Genomic DNA, 18,026 nt, shown 5'->3' with positions numbered 1-18,026 from the left:
CGCTCGTGCGTGCGCGGTCCGGGAGTTCCCGCGTGATACGAGCCGCGCACCTGGCGCGCGCTGAACTACGAGATGTGTTGAAGAGGTAAGTGGAGAAGATGGCCACGTATGCGATCGTCAAGACCGGCGGCAAGCAGTACAAGGTCGCCGTCGGCGACCTGGTGAAGGTCGAGAAGATCGACGCCGAGACCGGTAGCAGCGTCTCGCTGCCCGTCGCGCTCGTCGTCGACGGCGCGAACCTCACCACCGACGCCGCCGCCCTGGAGAAGGTCTCGGTCACGGCCGAGGTCGTGGATCAGGTCAAGGGCCCGAAGATCCGGATCCACAAGTTCAAGAACAAGACCGGCTACCACAAGCGTCAGGGCCACCGGCAGAAGCTGACGGTCGTCAAGGTGACCGCGATCGCCTGACTGGCGAACGAAGACCACACCACTTTTTAGTACAGGAGTAGCCAGATGGCACACAAGAAGGGCGCGTCCAGCTCGCGCAACGGTCGTGATTCCAACGCCCAGCGACTGGGCGTCAAGCGGTTCGGTGGCCAGAAGGTCAGCGCCGGTGAGATCCTGGTCCGCCAGCGCGGCACTCACTTCCACCCGGGCGTGGGCGTCGGCCGTGGCGGCGACGACACGCTGTTCGCCCTCGCGGCGGGCGCGGTGGAGTTCGGCACCAAGCGTGGCCGCAAGACGGTCAACATCGTGCCGGTCGCTGCGGAGGCCTAGTCCCGCAGCAGCGACACGAGTCTTTTCGAAGGCGGGCAGGGTCTCCACGTGGGATCCGCCCGCCTTCGGCTTTTCGCCCAGTAGGGCACATCGGTAGAAAGAGGTTCATATGTCCAGGTTCGTCGACCGGGTGACGGTGCACGTCACGGCCGGTAACGGGGGCCACGGCTGCGCCTCGATCCACCGCGAGAAGTTCAAGCCGCTCGGCGGTCCCGACGGTGGCAACGGAGGCCGCGGCGGCTCCGTGATCTTCGAGGTCGATCCGCAGGTGCACACCCTGCTCGACTTCCACTTCCGGCCGCACCTCAAGGCCACCAACGGCAAGCCCGGCGAGGGCGGCAACCGTGAGGGCCGCTCCGGCCAGGACTTGATCCTCAAGGTGCCGGACGGCACCGTCGTGCTGGACACCGACGGCAAGATGCTGGCCGACCTGGTGGGCGCCGGCACCCGGTTCGATGCGGCCCAGGGCGGCCGCGGCGGCCGGGGCAACGCCGCGCTCGTCTCGAAGGCGCGCAAGGCCCCCGGCTTCGCGCTCCTCGGTGAGGACGGCCAGGTCCGTGACCTCGTGCTCGAGCTCAAGTCCGTTGCCGACGTCGGCCTCGTGGGCTTCCCCTCGGCGGGCAAGTCCTCGCTGGTCTCGGTGCTGTCGGCCGCGAAGCCGAAGATCGCGGACTACCCCTTCACCACGCTCGTGCCGAACCTCGGCGTGGTCTCGGCGGGGGAGACGACCTTCACCATCGCCGACGTCCCCGGCCTCATCCCCGGCGCCTCGACGGGCCGCGGCCTGGGCCTGGACTTCCTGCGCCACCTCGAGCGCTGTGCCGTGCTGGCCCACGTCGTGGATTGCGCGACCATGGAGCCCGGCCGTGACCCCGTGAGCGATGTCGACGCCCTCGAGGCCGAGCTCGCCGCCTACCAGCCCGCGCTCGCCGCCGACACCGGCCTGGGCGACCTGTCCGAGCGTCCGCGCATCGTCGTCCTGAACAAGGCGGACGTGCCGGACGCCGAGGAACTGGCCGAGATGGTGCGTGCCGAATTCGAGTCGCGCGGCTGGCCGGTCTTCGTGATCTCCGCCGTCGCGCACACCGGCCTGCGGGAGCTGACCTTCGCGCTGGCCGAGCTGGTGCAGCGGTACCGCGAGGAGCGGGGCACCCCCGTCGCGCGACGGCCCGTCATCCGGCCCATCGCGATCGACGAGTCCGGCTTCGAGGTGATCTCCGATCCCGATCAGCCGGGCGGCTTCATCGTGCGCGGCCCGCGCCCCGAGCGGTGGATCAAGCAGACGCCGTTCGACAACGACGAGGCCGTCGGCTACCTCGCCGATCGTCTCAACCGCCTCGGCGTCGAGAAGGAGCTCATCAAGCTCGGTGCGGAGCCCGGTTGCCCCGTCACCATCGGCGACGTGTGCTTCAACTGGGAGCCCACGCTGGGCACTATCGACGACGTGCCCGTCACGGGCCGCGGCACCGACATCCGGCTCGAGCAGAACGACCGCGTGGGCGCCGCCGAGCGCCGCCGCCAGCACGACGTGCGGCGCGGTCTCGCGAGCGACGACGACGAGGACGACGAATGACCGAGGCGCCCGGGACGGTCGCGGCGGAGCTCCTCGACGGGGACATGCGCGCGCTCGTCGCGGGTGCCCGCAAGCTGGTCGTGAAGATCGGCAGCTCCGCGCTGACCGACCTGGAACACGGCCTGGCCTCCGACCGGTTGGACGCGCTGACCGACGCCATCGTGGCGCGACTGGACCGGGGGACCGAGGTCATCGTCGTCTCGTCCGGTGCGATCGGCGCCGGCATGGCGCCTCTCGGCCTCAAGCGACGGCCGACGGACCTCGCCACCAAGCAGGCCGTCGCCTCGGTGGGGCAGTTGCAGCTCGCCAACGCCTGGGGTGCCTCCTTCCGGCGGTACGACCGCATCGTCTCGCTGGTCCTGCTCACCGCGCACGACATCGGCCTGCGCGTGCACGCGGCGAACGCGCAGCGCACGCTCGACCGGCTGCGTGCACTGGGTGCCGTCCCGATCATCAACGAGAACGACGTCGTGGCCTCCAACGAGGTCCGCTTCGGTGACAACGACCGGCTCGCCGCACTCGTGGCGCACCTGACCGGCGCCGACGCCCTCGTCCTGCTCTCCGACGTCGACGGGCTCTACGACGGTGACCCGCGCAAGGGCGACGCCTCGCTCATCGGAGCCGTCGACGGCCCCGAGGACCTCGACGGAGTGGTCGCCGGCTCGGGCGGCGCGCTCGGCACGGGTGGGATGGCCTCGAAGCTCTCCGCGGCCCGGCTGGCCGCCGACGCGGGCGTACCGGTGCTGCTGACCGCCGCCGCGCTCGCGGATCGCGCGCTCGACGGTGCCGACGTCGGCACCGTTTTCCGGCCCCGGGCCGTGCGCCTGTCGGCCCGGCGGTTCTGGGTGCGGCACGCCGCGGACGTGCACGGGGACCTCGTGCTGGACGACGGTGCCGTGGCCGCGGTCGTGGATCGCCGGCGGTCGCTGCTCCCCGCGGGTGTGCACGGTGTGAGCGGCACCTTCTCCGGCGGCGACGTGGTGAACCTGCGCGACCTGCGCGGCACGGTCCGGGCCCGCGGCGTGGTGGCCTACGACCACGCGGAGATCGAGGCGATGCTCGGACAGGGCACGTCGATGCTGCCCGAGGGCCTGCGGCGGCCGGTCGTCCACGCGGACGACCTGGTGCCGGTGCGGTAGAGCTCCGGGTCGGATCAGGCCCGGGTGCCCTCGAGGTCGCGGCGGAGCGCCGACTCGGAGGCCTTCACGGCCTGCACGGCGAAGGGCTCGATGATCATGCCGAGCGCCTTGCCGGCGAGACCACCGGGGAGTTCGTAGCTGAACTCGACGTCGAGTTCGGTCCGGTCGTCGTCGACGGCGCGGAAGGTCCAGCGAGACGTGGTCTTGAACCCCGCGATCGAGGTGAGCGTGATCAGGCGGTCCTCCTCGAACTCGGTCACCCGCACTACGGAGCCGATCTCCTTCGGGCCGATCTTGACCGCGGAGTCGTAGGTGGCGCCCAGGCCGTAGTCCTTCTCGCCCTGGGGTGCGAACCTGCTGATCCCGACGAACCACTGGGGCACGGTCCGGTAGTCCGCGACGTGCGCGAAGGCGGTGCTCAGGGGCACGGACGCGGTCGCGGTGTGGTGGATCGTGGTCATGGAACCTCCGGCGTCGGGCGAACACCCGGGACTCGGCGTCCCGGAAAAGTCATCGGCGACCCTACAGGCGTGGCCTGCGCGTTCATACAGACGGGTAGGAAATGTCCAGCATCGTGGTACATTTTCAATAGAACTGTGTCAGCCCGCAGGAGGAGTCCGTCATGGCACTGCACATCACGCACATGGGTCGCACACGTGGCCGTCCGTTCCCCGGGCAGGCGGAGTACGAGCAGACCCTGCAGGATCTGTCCGAGGCCTCCGTCGAGCGCAATTTCGATCCGTACGTGGACATCGACTGGGACTCGCCCGAGCTGGCCGTGGTCCCGGACGATCCGCGGTGGATCCTCGACTCCCGGTTCGACCCGATCGGCCGCACCGAGTGGTACCGCTCGCAGCCGCGCGCGAAGCAGATCGAGATGGGCATGTGGCGCCAGGCCAACGTGGCCAAGGTCGGCCTGCAGTTCGAGTCGGTGCTGATCCGCGGCATCATGCAGTACACCGCCGTGCAACCGAACAACTCGCCGGAATTCCGCTACGCCACCCATGAGGCGAAGGAGGAGTGCCAGCACACGCTGATGTTCCAGGAGTTCGTCAACCGGATCGGCATGGACGTACCGGGCGGCCCTCTGTGGTTCCGCCGCCTCTCACCGTTCATCCCGCTGGCGGCCACGACCTTCCCGATGATCTTCTACATGGGCGTGCTGGGCGGTGAGGAGCCGATCGATCACGTGCAGAAGCAGTTCCTGCGTTCCGGCATCGAGCAGCACCCCACGATGACCGCGGTCATGCAGATCCACGTGGCGGAGGAGGCGCGGCACATCTCCTTCGCGCACCAGCTGCTGGAGCATCGCATCCCCACCCGCGGCGCCTTCCCGCGGTTCCTGCTCTCGCTGGCGCTGCCGCTGGTGATGCGCTCGCTGCTCACCGCGATCGCGGTACCGCCGCGCGAGTTCCGCAAGCGGTTCGACATTCCGCGTGAGGTCTGGAAGCAGATGTACTGGCGCTCGCCCGAATCGCAGGCAATGAAGCGCGAGGTCTTCGGTGACGTCCGGCTGCTCGCCGAGAAGACCAAGCTGATGAACCCGGTCTCGCGGGTGCTGTGGCGGGCCCTCGGCATCGACGGCCGCGTCTCGCGCTTCCGCAGCGAGCCCGCCTACTCCGCGGGCTGACCCGGCCCCACGAATCCGCCTGGAGCGGAGCTGCCGTGAGCGGTTCCGCCCCAGGCGGATTCGTCTGTCTCACGGTCCCGCGCCACTCCATCATGGGCGCATGACTGATAACCCGAAGATCCCGCATTTCACCGAGAGCGTGCGCCGTGAGCTCTACGACCGACGAGTCGTCGTCCTCGACGGTCCGCTCGACGACGACAACGGCTCCCTGCTCGCCACGCAGATCCTCTCTCTGGCCTCCACAGGCTCCGCCGACATCGCGCTCTGGATCCACTCGCCCGGCGGCTCCGTCCCGTCGATGCTCGCGATCCGCGACGTCATGCGACTCGTCCCGTGCGACGTCTCGACCCTCGTCCTCGGCATCGCCTACAGCGCGGGCCAGTTCCTGCTCTCCGCCGGTACACCCGGCAAGCGCCGCGCCCTGCCGCACGCCCGCGTGCTCATGCATCAGGGGTCCGCGGGCATCGGAGGTACCGCGGTCGACATCGAGCTGCAAGCGGGCGATCTGCGGCACACCCGCGACACGGTCCTCGGCCTGATCGCGGCGGACACCGGCCGGCCCGTGGAGCAGATCTTCGAGGACTCGCTGCACGATCGCTGGTACACCGCGGAGCAGGCGCGCGAATACGGCTTCATCGACGAGATCGTCGACTCCTTCGAGACCGTCGTGCCCGGCCGGCGCCGCGCGGGATTCGACCTGGCGGGGGCGGTTCGATGAGCACGTACACCATTCCCAATGTCATCGACCGACGCCCGAACGGCGAGCGGATCACCGACGTCTACTCGCACCTGCTCTCCGAGCGCGTCGTCTACCTCGGCACGGCGATCGACGCGGGCGTCGCGAACGCGATCGTCGCCCAGCTGCTCTTCCTCGCCTCCGACGGCGATGGCGAGATCCAGCTGTACATCAACTGCGAGGGCGGTGATCCCAGTGCGGCGCTGGCGATCTACGACACCATGCGGTACATCCGGCCGGCGATCGCCACCACCTGCGTCGGCCAGGCCGTCGCGGTGGGCGCGCTGCTCCTCGCGGGCGGCACACCCGGCCGGCGGATGGGCCTGCCGCACGCGCGCGTGGTGCTGCACCAGCCCTCCGCGCAGGGGCGCGGCACGATCCCGGACCTGATCCTCCAGGCCGACGAGGTGATCCGCGTCCGCGCGCAGATGGAACGGGTGCTGGCGCGGCACACCGGGCGGACGCCCGAGGAACTGCGTGCGGACACCGATCACGACCGCGTCTTCACCGCGGAGGAGGCCGTCGGCTACGGACTGATCGACGAGGTGATCGAGGAGGCCTGAACCGTCACGCCGCCAGGGCCAGGAGGCGGGGGCCCTGGGATGCCGGAGCGGGGGAGACGGGGCGGGCCGCCGGCACCGCGGTCGTCGTGAGATCCAGGCGCAGGGCGGGCCGGGCCGGCTGCAGGCGTCGTCCCACCTCGATCGCGACGGCCCCGACCCCGGTGTCCAAGGCGCCGGCGATCGCGGCGAGCATCTCGCTGGACGGATCCTTGAGGCCCCGCTCGATCTCGGACAGGTACTGCGGTGAGATCCCGGCCCGCTCAGCGGTATCCGTCAGGCGTTCACCCCGCTCGTGCCGCAATCGGCGTAGGTGGGCGCCGAGTTCGTGCCGGAACAGTGCCTCGCCGCGGATCGTCATACCGGCAACGCTACGACCCCCGGGCGCCGGGCACCGTCGGATCCGCTCTGAGCAGAGCGGTCACTGCGCGGCGACCGCGGCCTCCAGCCGGGCCCGCGCCTCGTCGCCGGCCGGTCCGGGCAGCATGTCGAGCGCCTTCCCGAGCGGCATCGAACCGGCGAGCTCCAGCAGCTGGTCGGCGGGCATGCCGCCCGCGGCCCCCGCGAGTGCTGCGCGGAAGCCCTCGCCCGCGACGGGGTGTGACGCCCACTCGGTGATGGTCGAATCCATGTCCAGGGCTTCGACGATGGTGTCGCCGTCGAGCACGATCTCCGCTGCGGCGTCGATGTCCGAGCTGCTGCGCCCCGCCTCCACGAGGTAGGGGCCGGGTGCGACGACCCAGTCGCCGCGCCGCACGTCCCAGAAGGCGAAGGCCCGTCGCGGCAGGTCGAGGGTCACCGTCGTCGACTCGCCGGGTTCGAGCGCGACCTTGCGGAACGCGGCCAGGGACCGTCGGGGCCGGAAGACGGGGCCGGGCCCGCCGCCGATGTACAGCTGCACCACGTGACTCCCGGCGCGCGATCCGGTGTTCGTGACGCGCACCGTGGCGGTCGCGCTGTCGGTGCCGGTGACCTGGACGGCGAGGTCGTCGACCGCGAAGTCGGTATAGCTCAGACCGTGACCGAACGGGTACCGCGGGGCGATTCCGCGCGTGGTGTACCAGCGGTACCCCACCAGGAGACCTTCGCCGTAGCGCACGGTGCCCAGTTCGCCGGGGAAGGTGCCGAATGCGGGCGTCTCCTCGAGCCGGTGGGGGATCGTCTCCGCGAGCCGGCCCGACGGTTCCGCTCGGCCGAACAGCAGGTCCGCGACGGCCGCGCCGCCGCCCTGGCCCAGGAGGAAGGTCTCGAGGATCGCGTCCACCTCGTCGTGCCACGACTCCAGTTCGACCACGCCCCCGCCGACCAGGACGACGACCGTGCGGGGTGCTGCGGCCGCGACCGCGCGGACGAGTTCGACCTGCCGAGGGGCGATCGCGAGATCGGGGCGGTCGAAGCCCTCGGACTCCTCGGACTCGGTGAGCCCGGCGAAGACCACCGCCACGCCGGACCGGCCGGCCGTGGCGACCGCCTCGGCGCGGAGGGACTCGGCGTCGCCCTCGTCGTCCAGTGCGTACCCCGCCGCGAACTCCACGGTGAGACCCAGATCGGCACCCTGCGAGCTGATCTCGTCGAGCGGCACGTCGACGCGGGTGGCGTTGATGTGGCTCGAACCGCCGCCCTGGAAGCGCGGGGTGCGCGCCAGTTCGCCGATCACGGCGATCGGGCCGGAGCCGGTACCCAGGGGGAGCGTCGCGTTCTCGTTGCGCAGCAGCACGGCGCACTCCGCCGCCGCCTCCCGCGCCAGAGCGTGGTGCGCGCCGAGGTCCGGCGCGGGCTCGTGATCCGACGGTGCCCAGCGCGCCAGATCGATCACGCGCTGCGCCGCGCCCGTCACGACGGCCTCGTCGAGCTCGCCGGCTTCGATGGCGGCGACGACCTTCGCGGTGCTGTGCGGGCCGTGTGGCATCTCGAGGTCGAGGCCGGCCCGCACCGAGGCGACGGGATCGTGGACCGCACCCCAGTCGGAGACGACGAGGCCCCCGAATCCCCACTCGTCCCGCAGGACGGTGGTGAGCAGCCACGGGTTCTCGGAGGCGTAGACGCCGCCGATGCGGTTGTAGGAGCACATCACGGTCGCGGGCGCCGCCTCGCGGATGATCGTCTCGAAGGCGGGCAGATAGATCTCGCGGACGGTGCGCGGATCCGCGTCCACGCTGATCCGCATGCGCTCGGTCTCCTGGTTGTTCAGCGCGAAGTGCTTCACCGATGCGCCCGCGCCACCGTTCTGCAGCCCCTGCACCTGGGCGGCGCCGAGCGCACCGGCCAGGAGCGGGTCCTCCGAGTAGTACTCGAAGTTCCTGCCGCACAGCGGGTGCCGCTTGATGTTCACGCCGGGACCCAGGACGACGGCGACGCCGAGTGCCCGCGCCTCGGCGGCGACCGCCGCGCCGATGCACCGTGCGAGCTCCGGGTTCCAGCTGGACCCCACTGCGACGGCCGGCGGGAAACAGGTCGCGGGTGCGGCCGCGTTCAGCCCGAGATGATCCGATGCCCCGATCTGGCGGCGCACGCCGTGCGGTCCGTCGGTCAGCACGATCGACGGGACTCCGGGGGCCGCGGCGGTGGTCCAGAAGTCGGCGCCCGTGAGGAGCCGGGCGCGGTCCTCGAGCGACAGGTCGGCGGCGGAGGTCATCGGGTCCTCTCGGTCGGGGTGCGACGGTCGTCGGTGAGGCGGTTCAGCGCCGTTGCCACGTCCACGTCGACGGTGACGTCCGCCAGCTCGTCGCCACGCGTACGTCCGCGGTTGACGATGACGACGGGTTTGCCCTGTTTGGCGGCGTGCCGCACGAACCGGAGGCCGGACATCACGGTGAGGGAGGTGCCGAGCACGAGCAGGGCGTCGGCGCCGTCCACCGCGTCGAAGGCCCGCGCGACGCGCGGCTTGGGCACCGACTCGCCGAAGTAGACGATGTCGGGCTTGAGCACGCCGTCGCACGTGGGGCAGTCGACCATCGTGAAGTCCGTCGTGTCCTCGACCACGACGTCGGCGTCCGGCGCGACCTCGAGCGCGCCGCGTCCGGCGATCCGTGCCGTGAAGCCGGCGTTGAGCGGCTCGAGCCGGGCGTGCAGGCGGTGGCGGCTGATCCGGTAGTCGCAACTCAGACAGCGAACCTGGGCGTAGTTGCCGTGGAGGTCGATCACCCCGCGCGAACCCGCCTTCAGATGCAACAGGTCGACGTTCTGGGTGATCACCCCCGTCACGCCGGGGAGTGCGGCCAGAGCCCGGTGCGCGGCGTTGGGCCGCGCGGAATCCATGTGCCGCCAGCCGAGGTGGTTGCGCGCCCAGTACCGTCGCCGGAACTCGGCGGAGCCGAGGAACTGCTGGAGCGTCATCGGAGTCCGACGGGGAGCCCCCGGGCTGCGGTAGTCGGGGATGCCGGACGCGGTGGAGACGCCCGCGCCGGTGAGAGCGACGATGCTCCGCCCGATCAGCAGCTTCCGAGCCCGGTCGAGCCGTTCTGCCCAGTCGGCATCGGGCGCCGTGGCCTCCGCGGGCTCCCAGGCGGGTATCGCAGTGCGCACGCCACCAGGCTACTCGCCGGAACGGGGCCGACGGGGCGGTCTCAGCGCTGACCGTCGGCCCGGTCGGCCGGCGGTTGGCCGCCGATCGCCGACGCGGCACCGCCCGAGGTGGAGTGCCCGCCGTGGTGCGCACTGGCGAACGGATCGATCTCGGGGTCCTTGTTGCGGCGCAGCCACAATGCGAGCGCGACGAGCGGGATCAGCAGACCGCCGATGCCCAGGATGAAGAACTGCCACTCGCCGCCGATGTGGTCGACGAGCCAGCCGAAGTTCTGGCCGAAGAAGCCGGTCACGAAGGTCAGCGGGAGGAAGATGGTGGACAGGATCGTGAGCCGCTCGATCGTCGAGCTCTGTCGCGCCGCCGAGTGGGCCTGCTGCACCGAGACGACGGCGATGTTCGCCTGCAGGATCGTGCCGAGCAGATCGCGCTGGGCCGAGACCTCCTCGTTCACCAGCTGGAGGCGGTCGTAGACGTCGCGCAGGTACGGGGCCAGGCGCTCCTCGCCGAGGCCCTTACCGACCGCGGTGACCACGGCGAGCAGGGGATGCGCGGCGCGGTAGAAGTTGGTGACCTCGCGGCGCAGCAGGTAGATCCGCTCGGTGGGCGCGACGGCACCGGAGAAGACCGTCGCCTCGATCTGCTCGATGTCGTGTTCCAAGCCGGCGACGACGGGCTCGTATCCGTCGACGACCTGGTCGAGAATGGCCCACAGAACGGCGTCGGTCCCGAGCGCGAGCAGCTCGGGCTTCTGCTCCAGCCGGGCACGCGCCTCGTGCAGTTCGCTCGCCACCCCCTGCCGCACGGTGATGACGAAGTTCTTCGCGACGAAGACGCTGATCTCGCCGAAGTCGACCTCCTCGCGGGCGTCGTCGTACCTGGCCGTGCGGAGAATGACCAGCTTCACCGAGGCCTCGAAGTCCTCGACCTTGGGGCGCAGGTGGTAGTCCTGCGCGTCCTCGACGGCGAGTTCGTGCAGATCGAAGGCCTCGCGGACCGATTCCATCTCGTCGGGCGTCGGCTCGAACAGTCCGAGCCAGACGAATCCGTCCCCGGTGCACAGACGTGCGGCGTCGAGCGGGGCGAGGGTCCCCTCGGCCTGCCGGGCACCGTCGAGGTAGTGGGCGCAATCGACGATCACGGGCTGATTCAACACCACCCGCCGCCGGCGCGCGGGGGATCACACCAGCCATTCGTCCCGCGGACACACTCGGTACACGTGAATTCGTACACCGAAGTATATTTCGGTGGGTGACCACCGAGACCTCGCAGGCACCGTCCATCGCGGCCCGGCTGGACCGCCTCCCCATGACGCGATTGCACTTCGCCGCGGTCGGGGTGATCGGCCTCGGCCTGTTCTTCGATCAATACGAGAACTTCCTCGCGGCGACCATCGCGACCGTGTTGAAGAAGGACTTCGCGCTCGGTCCCGACGAGCTGAAACTGTTGCTGGCCTCGGCGTTCATCGGACAGTTCATCGGTGCGCTGTTCATGGGCCGGCTGGCGGACCGGTACGGACGACGGACCGCGTTCATGATCAACCTGGCGCTGTACTCGGCGATGTCGCTCGCGGGCGCGTTCAGCCCGAACGCCGCCTTCCTCGTGGCGACGCGGTTCATCGCCGGCATCGGGATCGGTGGCGAATTCGCTCTCGCCGATTCCTATCTCTCCGACATCCTGCCGAAGAACGTGCGCGGCAAGTACATCTCGCTCGCCTACGTCGTCTCCTTCCTCGGCGTCCCCGTCGTAGGCTTCGCGGCGCGCTGGCTGACCCCGCACGTCTTCGACATCAGCGGGACCGAGGTGCAGGGCTGGCGACTGCTGTTCTTCTTCGGTGCGTTCGGTTCCCTCGCCGTATGGCTGGTCCGACGGGGCCTTCCGGAGTCGCCGCGCTGGCTGGAGGCGCAGGGGCGGTACGACGAGGCCGACGCCATCGTCCGCCGGCTGGAGGCGCAGGCGGTCGCGGAGGGGAAGGTGCTGGCCGAGCCGGACGCGGCACTGCGCCCGGTGAAGTCCACGTCGATCGCGATCCGCGACCTGTTCCGCCCGCCGTACCGCCGGCGCACCGTCATGCTGTGGATCGTCTCCGCGCTGGAGGTCTTCGGTTACTACGGGTTCGGCACCATCGCGCCGCTGGTCCTGCTCGCCAAGGGGTACTCGATCCAGACCTCGCTGCTGTTCGTCGCGTTGTCGTACATCGGATACCCGCTGGGCGCGGCGATCGCGGTGCCGATCGTGGAGCGGATCGAGCGCCGCTACCTCGTGATCGGCTCGGCGGGCTTGATGGCCGCCTTCGGGCTGTGGTTCGGGTTCGCCGCGAGTCCGGTGCAGATCGTGCTCGCCGGCTTCTGCTACACGCTGGCGTCGAACCTGTTCTCCAACGCCTACCACGTGTACCTCGCGGACTCCTATCCCACCGCGATCCGCGGTACGGCAGCCGGGGCGGCGTACTCGCTCTCGAAGCTGGTGACCGCGTTTCTTCCATTCGTTCTGCTTCCGATTCTCGATGAGCGTGGCAGCGTGTGGGTGTTCGCGGTGGTCGCGGCGGCGATGCTCGCCCTGATGATCACGGTGGCCGTTCTCGGCCACCGGAGCACGGGCCGCTCCGCCGACGAGGTCGAGGACGGAAGGCGATCATGACGGAATCGAGTGCGAAGACGCCCGCGTCGTCGCGGGCGGAGACGCGACGGGCGATCTGGAACACCCTGCGCGGCAGTAGCGGGAACCTGGTCGAGTGGTACGACGTGTACGTCTACACCGTTTTCGCGACGTACTTCGAGAGCCAGTTCTTCGACAAGGCGGACAAGAACTCCACGGTCTACGTCTATGCGATCTTCGCGGTCACCTTCGTCATGCGCCCCGTCGGGTCGTGGTTCTTCGGCCGCTACGCGGATCGCAAGGGCCGGCGTGCGGCGCTCACGATGAGTGTCTCCCTCATGGCGGCCTGTTCCTTCATCATCGCGATCGTGCCCGGGCGGGAGACGATCGGCGTGGCCGCAGCCGTGATCCTGATCCTGTGCCGCCTGGTTCAGGGCTTCGCCACCGGCGGCGAGTACGGCACGTCGGCGACGTACATGTCCGAGGCGGCCACGCGCGAGCGGCGCGGCTTCTTCTCCTCGTTCCAGTACGTCACGCTCGTCGGCGGCCACGTTCTCGCGCAGTTCATGCTGCTCGTCCTACTGGGGATCTTCTCCAAGGCGCAGGTGTCCGACTTCGGCTGGCGCATCGCCTTCTTCGTGGGCGGCATCGCGGCGATCGTCGTCTTCTGGCTGCGCCGCACGATGGACGAGTCGCTGTCCGAGGAGCAGCTGGCCGCCGTCCGGGCGGGCGAGGACACCAGCTCGGGCACGATGCGCGAGCTGCTCACGGGGTACTGGCGGCAGCTCGTGCTCTGCTTCCTCATCACGATGGGCGGCACGCTGGCCTTCTACGTCTACAGCGTGAACGCCCCGGCCATCGTCAAGACCGCGTACACGGATCACGCGCTCACGGCGACGTGGGTGAACCTGATCGGCCTGATCTTCCTCATGCTCATCCAGCCCATCGGCGGCATGATCAGCGATCGGATCGGCCGCAAGCCCATGCTCGTCTTCTTCGGTGTGGGCGGCGTCCTGTACACCTACTTCCTCGTCACCTACCTGCCGAACGTGCACGTCGCCATCGCCTCGCTCGCGATGGTCTGCTTCGGCTACGTGATCATCACCGGCTACACCTCGATCAACGCGCTCGTGAAGGCGGAGCTGTTCCCCTCGCACGTGCGCGCCCTGGGCGTCGGCATCGGCTACGCGCTCGCCAACTCGATCTTCGGCGGTACTGCGCCCCTGTTGTACGAGGCGGCCAAGAAGTCCGGGCACGTGCCGTGGTTCATCGCCTACGTGACGATCACCATCGCGATCTCGCTGTTCGTGTACATCGTCTTCCTGCGCAATAAGTCCGAGACCTTCCTCGACCGGGAGCGCGGCAGCGCCTTCGTGGCCGACGGCGCGCGGTAGGGCTACGCTCCGGCCTCCCGCACGACGCGGTCGCGCAGGCCGTCGAACTGTGCGCGCGTCATCAGTCCCCGGTCGAGCAGGGTCGCCAGGGTGTGCAACCGGTCGACGGGATGCGGCGTCGTCGCGAAGGCGGCGAGGACCGCCGGGCTGAGCGGCGAGGGCGTCCCGTCGGCGAGCAGTCCGGGCGGGGGCGTGTCCGGCGCTCCGGTGCAGTACTGGAAGGCGGCGCGGGCCCGCTCGTCCCGCGTCGGGATGATCTCCCACTCGATGTGCACGGGCTCGAGAGTGCCGGGGTCGAGCCACGCGGGCACCGTCATTCCGACCTCGGGGTAACGGTCGGATGTGAGCATCGAGGCCCGCACCCGCCGGTGGAAAGGCGCGATCCCCGGCGCGGACACGGCCACGTGGACCGACCGTCCGATGTAGCCGCGCGAATCCTCGGCGTCGAGAGGGAGACCCACCACGGTGACGCGCCCGGCGACGAGGCCGCTCGTCCCACGGGGCGAGCTCGAGAACAGTCCCACGACGTCAGCGCCAGCGGGCGAGCAACTCGTTCGACCGCTCGGTGAGCACCATCTGCCAGATCGGCCCGAAGCTGATCCGGCCCGCGCCCGCAGCGGCGAGAGCGGCCAGGTCGTCGGTCGCAGGATTCGCGATCGCGTTCACAGGGAGCGGCAGCGCGTCGGCGAGGTGCCGGAGCGTGGCGGCATCGTGGAACGCGACGGGGTAGAGCGAATCGGCGCCCGCGTCGGCGCACAACTGCATCCGCGCGATGGCGCGCTCGACGCGATCGTCCGCCTCACCCACCTGATTCTTGAAGATGTCGGTGCGGGCGTTGATCACGACATGCACCCCCGTGGCGTCCGCGGCGGCGCGGAGGGCGGCCACGAGGTCGGCGTGCTCCTGGGCCTCGCGGAAGCGCCCGCCCTCCGAGTGGACGGTGTCCTCGATGTTCAGTCCCACTGCGCCCGCGCCCAGCAGCCCCTCGATGATCCGCTCGGGGGACTGTCCGTAGCCGGACTCGATGTCGACGGAGACCGGCACGTCGACCGCGGCGGTGATCTGCGCGACGCGGGTCATCGCCTCGTCGAAGGACATCCCCTCGCCGTCGGGCTTGCCGACCGAATCGGCCATCGGGTGCGAGCCGACGGTGAGTGCGGCGAAGCCGGCGGCGACGGCGGTGTTCGCCGACCAGGCGTCCCAGGTGGTGGGAAGGACGACGGGATCCCCCTTGCGGTGGAGGGACGTGAGCGTGGTGGCCAGATCGGCGAGGGAGGTCATGGGCTCAGTCTGGTCCATCCGTGACTGCGGCGCAGCCCTTCCCCGTGCCGTGTCAGAACCGGTTCCACGCATCTACTGCGGATAGGGTGATTCGATGTTGGACGTGCAAAGAGGTCCGCTGCGGCCCGTCGAGTTCGCCCACGCGGCGGTGACCGCCGCGCTCATGTCCGCGATCGCGGTGCTCTCCATGGTCGTACCGGGCGCTGTCGTCTTCGCCTGGGCCGGAGCGGTTCCGATGGGCGTGCTGGCCTTCCACCACCGCGCCCGCGTGGCGGTCGCGACCGCGATGGCGTCCGGACTGCTGTCCTTCCTGCTCGCCGGGTTCGGCGGCCTGGTCTCCGCGTGGACGTGCGTGTACATGGGTGTGATCTGCGGCCACGTGCGCCGACGGGGCCGTGGCCGGGGGAGCATGCTCGCTGTCGCCGCACTGTGGGGTGTCGTGGTCGCGAGCGCGGTGCTCGCCTTCCTCGCCGTGCTCGCGGAGATCCGGACGGTGGTGCTCGGCGTCTTCGCGGCGAACGTGCGCGGCCTCGGTGCGCTCCTGCTACCGCTCCCGGGTGGTGCGGGACCGGGGTCCGCGCTGCTGCGCCTCGCGGATTTCGGGTTGCAGCGCTGGCAGGTCTTCGTCTGGGTCTCCGTGTGGCTCATCGTGGTCTTCGGCTGCTCCTTCGCCTGGCGGATCCTCACCCCGGTGCTGCGCCGTGTCCTGGCGACCAGCGCCGCACCGCGCGACCTGCTGCCGCGCGAGGCGGACGGCGCCGTGCCCGGGCCGCTTCCCGTGCGGCTGACCGCCGTCGACTTCCGGTACCCGGGGGCCGATCGCGACACCCTCGCGAACCTGTCCTTCGCCGTGGCGCCGGGCGATCATCTCGCGATCACCGGCGCGAACGGCACGGGCAAGTCGACGTTGATGCGCGTCCTGGCGGGTGTCCCGCCGACGGGCGGCACCGTCGAGCGGCCCGGCGCGGTGGGCCTGGGCCGCATCGGGGGCACGGCGCTCGTGCTGCAGCACGCCGACAGCCAGATCCTCGGGATCCGCGTCGCCGACGACGTCGTGTGGGGGCTCCCGGACGGTGTCGACGTGGATGTGGACGCCCTCCTCGCGGAGGTCGGACTCGGGGGCATGGGGGAGCGGGACACGTCCGGTCTCTCGGGCGGGGAAGCGCAGCGCCTGGCGGTGGCGGCGGCGTTGGCCCGTACGCCGGCGCTGGTCGTGGCGGACGAGGTGACCACGATGGTCGATCGCGACGGCCGCGCGGATCTGATGGGACTGCTGCGCGGACTCACGCGGCAGCACGACCTCGGCCTGATCAACATCACGCACTATCCGGAGGAGGCCGACGGGGCGGACCGCACCGTCGACCTCGGGGGCGCGGAACGCTCCGGCCCGTCGGCCCACGCCCCCGGGGACGAGCGCCCGGCGCCGGGCGGCGCCCTGCTCACCCTGCGCGACGTCCACTATGAGTACGACGCCGGAACACCCTGGCGCCGTACGGCACTGCGGGGTGTCGACCTCGTCGTCCGTGAAGGGGAGGCGGTGCTGCTGTGCGGCGGCAACGGATCGGGGAAGTCGACGCTCGCCTGGGTGATGGCGGGCCTGCTGGCACCCACCGCCGGGAGCTGTGAACTCGACGGTGCGCCGGTCACGGACCAGGTCGGGGCGGTGGCCCTGGCGCTGCAGGCCGCACGCCTGCAGCTGATGCGCGGCTCGGCCGGCGATGCCCTCGCGGCCCTGGCCGGCTACCGCGGCGACGACGCCGTCGCGATCACGCGGGCACTCGCCGCGGTCGGCCTTCCGGCGGCCTCGGCGGACGTCCTCGTGGACCGGCTCAGCGGCGGCCAGCTCCGCCGCGTCGCGCTGGCGGGGCTCCTCGCGCGCGAGCCCCGGCTCCTGATCCTCGACGAGCCCCTGGCCGGGCTCGACCTCACCTCGCAGCGCGAGCTCATCGAGTTGCTGATCGGCATCCGCGACGCCGGTCAGGCGATGGTGATCATCTCGCACGACGTGGACCACCTGGACCGGCTGTGCGACCGGACGGTCCAACTCGTCCGCGGCACCGTCGATGCGGAGGAGATCGCATGAGCCGATCGTCGTCGCTGGTGCTGAGAGTCCTGCCGCAGCGCACCTACCTGCACGGGCTCTGGGCCGGCACCAAGCTGCTCGCCCTCGCCGCGGTGTCGATCGTGCTCACGATCGATCCCGGCTGGCCCGTGGTCGGTATGTTCGCGGTGCTGCTCGTCCTCGCCGCGGCCCTCGCGCGGATCCCGGTCTCCGTGGTGCCCGCGGTGCCGCGCTGGATCCTGGTGGTCGCCGCGATCGGCGGCTGCCTGATGATCGCGAGCGGCGGGGCGCCGTACTGGCAACTGGGGTCGACTGCGCTCGGCGTGGGCGGGCTGCTGAACCTCGCCAGGGTCGTGCTCCTCGGGCTGGTGCTCCTGGGCGCGGGAGCGCTGGTCGCGTGGACCACCGATCCTGCTGATGTGGCCCCTGCGGTCGCTCTGCTGGGCCGGCCACTGCGCGTGTTCCGTCTTCCGGTGGACGAGTGGGCCGTCACGCTGGCCCTGGCGCTGCGCACCTTCCCGCTGATGATCGACGAGTTCCGCACGCTCTCCGCCGCCCGCCGGCTGCAGCCCGCTCCCGCGGTGAGGCGGACCAGGAGGGCGGAGCTGGTGGATCTGTGCGTGGCCGCGATGGTGGTGGCGCTGCGGCGGGCGACCGAGATGGGGGAGGCGATCGCTGCCCGCGGTGGCACCGGCCGTCTCGTCGCCCACGCCACGGGGCCGGGCCGCGCCGACGCCGTTGCCGGCGTCGTCGTGCTCGCGGCGTGCGCGCTCGCCCTGGCCCTCTGACGCCGACGCCCCGATGGTGCCGG

At 70.6% G+C, this 18,026-nt stretch carries 18 protein-coding genes; 11 read left to right on the top strand and 7 right to left on the bottom strand.

Features of this window, described 5'->3' with window-relative positions:
* Nucleotides 1-98 precede the first annotated feature (98 nt).
* From rplU to proB, 4 genes are all read left to right on the top strand, one after another.
* Complete coding sequence (rplU, locus tag FK268_RS08950; protein WP_146433195.1) at nt 99-410, top strand: 50S ribosomal protein L21; 312 nt, start codon at nt 99-101, stop codon at nt 408-410.
* A gap of 45 nt (nt 411-455) precedes the next feature.
* On the top strand, nt 456-719 hold the full coding sequence (gene rpmA, locus FK268_RS08945; RefSeq protein WP_146433193.1) for a 50S ribosomal protein L27: 264 nt from the start codon (nt 456-458) through the stop codon (nt 717-719).
* A gap of 109 nt (nt 720-828) precedes the next feature.
* On the top strand, nt 829-2,292 hold the full coding sequence (gene obgE / locus FK268_RS08940; RefSeq protein WP_146433191.1) for a GTPase ObgE: 1,464 nt from the start codon (nt 829-831) through the stop codon (nt 2,290-2,292).
* Nucleotides 2,289-3,431, top strand: coding sequence for a glutamate 5-kinase (proB, locus tag FK268_RS08935; RefSeq protein ID WP_146433189.1), 1,143 nt, complete (start codon nt 2,289-2,291; stop codon nt 3,429-3,431). Before obgE ends, proB begins: the two co-directional genes overlap by 4 nt.
* A 14-nt stretch (nt 3,432-3,445) precedes the next feature.
* On the opposite strand, the gene FK268_RS08930 is transcribed toward proB, so the two are convergent.
* Nucleotides 3,446-3,892 carry an SRPBCC family protein gene (locus tag FK268_RS08930; RefSeq protein ID WP_146433188.1) on the bottom strand — a complete coding sequence of 149 codons (447 nt, stop codon included), beginning with the start codon at nt 3,890-3,892 and terminating at the stop codon, nt 3,446-3,448.
* A gap of 161 nt (nt 3,893-4,053) precedes the next feature.
* On the opposite strand from FK268_RS08930, the gene FK268_RS08925 reads away from it, so the two are divergent.
* The 3 genes from FK268_RS08925 to FK268_RS08915 all read left to right on the top strand — a co-directional run bounded on the left by FK268_RS08925 (nt 4,054) and on the right by FK268_RS08915 (nt 6,360).
* Nucleotides 4,054-5,061 carry an AurF N-oxygenase family protein gene (locus FK268_RS08925; RefSeq protein ID WP_146433186.1) on the top strand — a complete coding sequence of 336 codons (1,008 nt, stop codon included), beginning with the start codon at nt 4,054-4,056 and terminating at the stop codon, nt 5,059-5,061.
* A 100-nt stretch (nt 5,062-5,161) separates the two neighbouring features.
* On the top strand, nt 5,162-5,779 hold the full coding sequence (locus tag FK268_RS08920; RefSeq protein ID WP_146433184.1) for a ClpP family protease: 618 nt from the start codon (nt 5,162-5,164) through the stop codon (nt 5,777-5,779).
* Nucleotides 5,776-6,360 (top strand): ClpP family protease, encoded by a 585-nt coding sequence (locus tag FK268_RS08915; protein ID WP_146433182.1) that lies wholly within the window; start codon nt 5,776-5,778, stop codon nt 6,358-6,360. Before FK268_RS08920 ends, FK268_RS08915 begins: the two co-directional genes overlap by 4 nt.
* A 4-nt stretch (nt 6,361-6,364) precedes the next feature.
* Here the strand turns inward: FK268_RS08915 and FK268_RS08910 are convergent, their stop codons facing one another.
* From FK268_RS08910 to FK268_RS08895, 4 genes are read right to left on the bottom strand one after another with little or no spacing between them, the layout of a single operon-like run.
* The gene (locus FK268_RS08910; RefSeq protein WP_146433180.1) at nt 6,365-6,718 is read right to left on the bottom strand and encodes a helix-turn-helix domain-containing protein; all 354 of its coding nucleotides are present in this window, start codon (nt 6,716-6,718) and stop codon (nt 6,365-6,367) included.
* A gap of 60 nt (nt 6,719-6,778) precedes the next feature.
* The gene (locus FK268_RS08905) at nt 6,779-8,992 is read right to left on the bottom strand and encodes a glycoside hydrolase family 3 C-terminal domain-containing protein (RefSeq protein ID WP_146433178.1); all 2,214 of its coding nucleotides are present in this window, start codon (nt 8,990-8,992) and stop codon (nt 6,779-6,781) included.
* Nucleotides 8,989-9,882 carry a Sir2 family NAD-dependent protein deacetylase gene (locus FK268_RS08900; RefSeq protein WP_146433177.1) on the bottom strand — a complete coding sequence of 298 codons (894 nt, stop codon included), beginning with the start codon at nt 9,880-9,882 and terminating at the stop codon, nt 8,989-8,991. The genes FK268_RS08905 and FK268_RS08900 overlap by 4 nt, the downstream gene beginning before the upstream one ends.
* Nucleotides 9,883-9,923: 41 nt before the next feature.
* Nucleotides 9,924-11,021 carry a magnesium and cobalt transport protein CorA gene (locus FK268_RS08895; RefSeq protein ID WP_146433175.1) on the bottom strand — a complete coding sequence of 366 codons (1,098 nt, stop codon included), beginning with the start codon at nt 11,019-11,021 and terminating at the stop codon, nt 9,924-9,926.
* Nucleotides 11,022-11,131: 110 nt separating this feature from the next.
* Here FK268_RS08895 and FK268_RS08890 point away from each other — a divergent pair, with 110 nt between their 5' ends.
* Together FK268_RS08890 and FK268_RS08885 are read left to right on the top strand one after the other, a co-directional pair.
* On the top strand, nt 11,132-12,520 hold the full coding sequence (locus FK268_RS08890; protein ID WP_231706990.1) for an MFS transporter: 1,389 nt from the start codon (nt 11,132-11,134) through the stop codon (nt 12,518-12,520).
* Nucleotides 12,517-13,872: an MFS transporter gene (locus tag FK268_RS08885; protein ID WP_146433173.1), complete on the top strand. Its 1,356-nt coding sequence runs from the start codon at nt 12,517-12,519 to the stop codon at nt 13,870-13,872. The genes FK268_RS08890 and FK268_RS08885 overlap by 4 nt, the downstream gene beginning before the upstream one ends.
* A gap of 2 nt (nt 13,873-13,874) precedes the next feature.
* Here the strand turns inward: FK268_RS08885 and FK268_RS08880 are convergent, their stop codons facing one another.
* Nucleotides 13,875-14,396 (bottom strand): hypothetical protein, encoded by a 522-nt coding sequence (locus FK268_RS08880; RefSeq protein WP_146433171.1) that lies wholly within the window; start codon nt 14,394-14,396, stop codon nt 13,875-13,877.
* A 4-nt stretch (nt 14,397-14,400) separates the two neighbouring features.
* Nucleotides 14,401-15,153, bottom strand: a complete 753-nt coding sequence (locus FK268_RS08875) for an isocitrate lyase/PEP mutase family protein (RefSeq protein ID WP_146433169.1) — start codon at nt 15,151-15,153, stop codon at nt 14,401-14,403.
* A 94-nt stretch (nt 15,154-15,247) separates the two neighbouring features.
* On the opposite strand from FK268_RS08875, the gene FK268_RS08870 reads away from it, so the two are divergent.
* Together FK268_RS08870 and FK268_RS08865 are read left to right on the top strand one after the other, a co-directional pair.
* Nucleotides 15,248-17,236, top strand: a complete 1,989-nt coding sequence (locus FK268_RS08870; RefSeq protein WP_231706989.1) for an ABC transporter ATP-binding protein — start codon at nt 15,248-15,250, stop codon at nt 17,234-17,236.
* Nucleotides 17,233-18,003: an energy-coupling factor transporter transmembrane component T family protein gene (locus FK268_RS08865; protein WP_146433167.1), complete on the top strand. Its 771-nt coding sequence runs from the start codon at nt 17,233-17,235 to the stop codon at nt 18,001-18,003. Before FK268_RS08870 ends, FK268_RS08865 begins: the two co-directional genes overlap by 4 nt.
* Nucleotides 18,004-18,026 lie beyond the last annotated feature (23 nt).

This window comes from Tsukamurella sputi (assembly GCF_007858445.1).
GTDB lineage: Bacteria > Actinomycetota > Actinomycetes > Mycobacteriales > Mycobacteriaceae > Tsukamurella > Tsukamurella sputi.
Note: the sequence above shows the minus strand (reverse complement) of the source record. Positions and strands in the feature narration are given on the sequence as shown.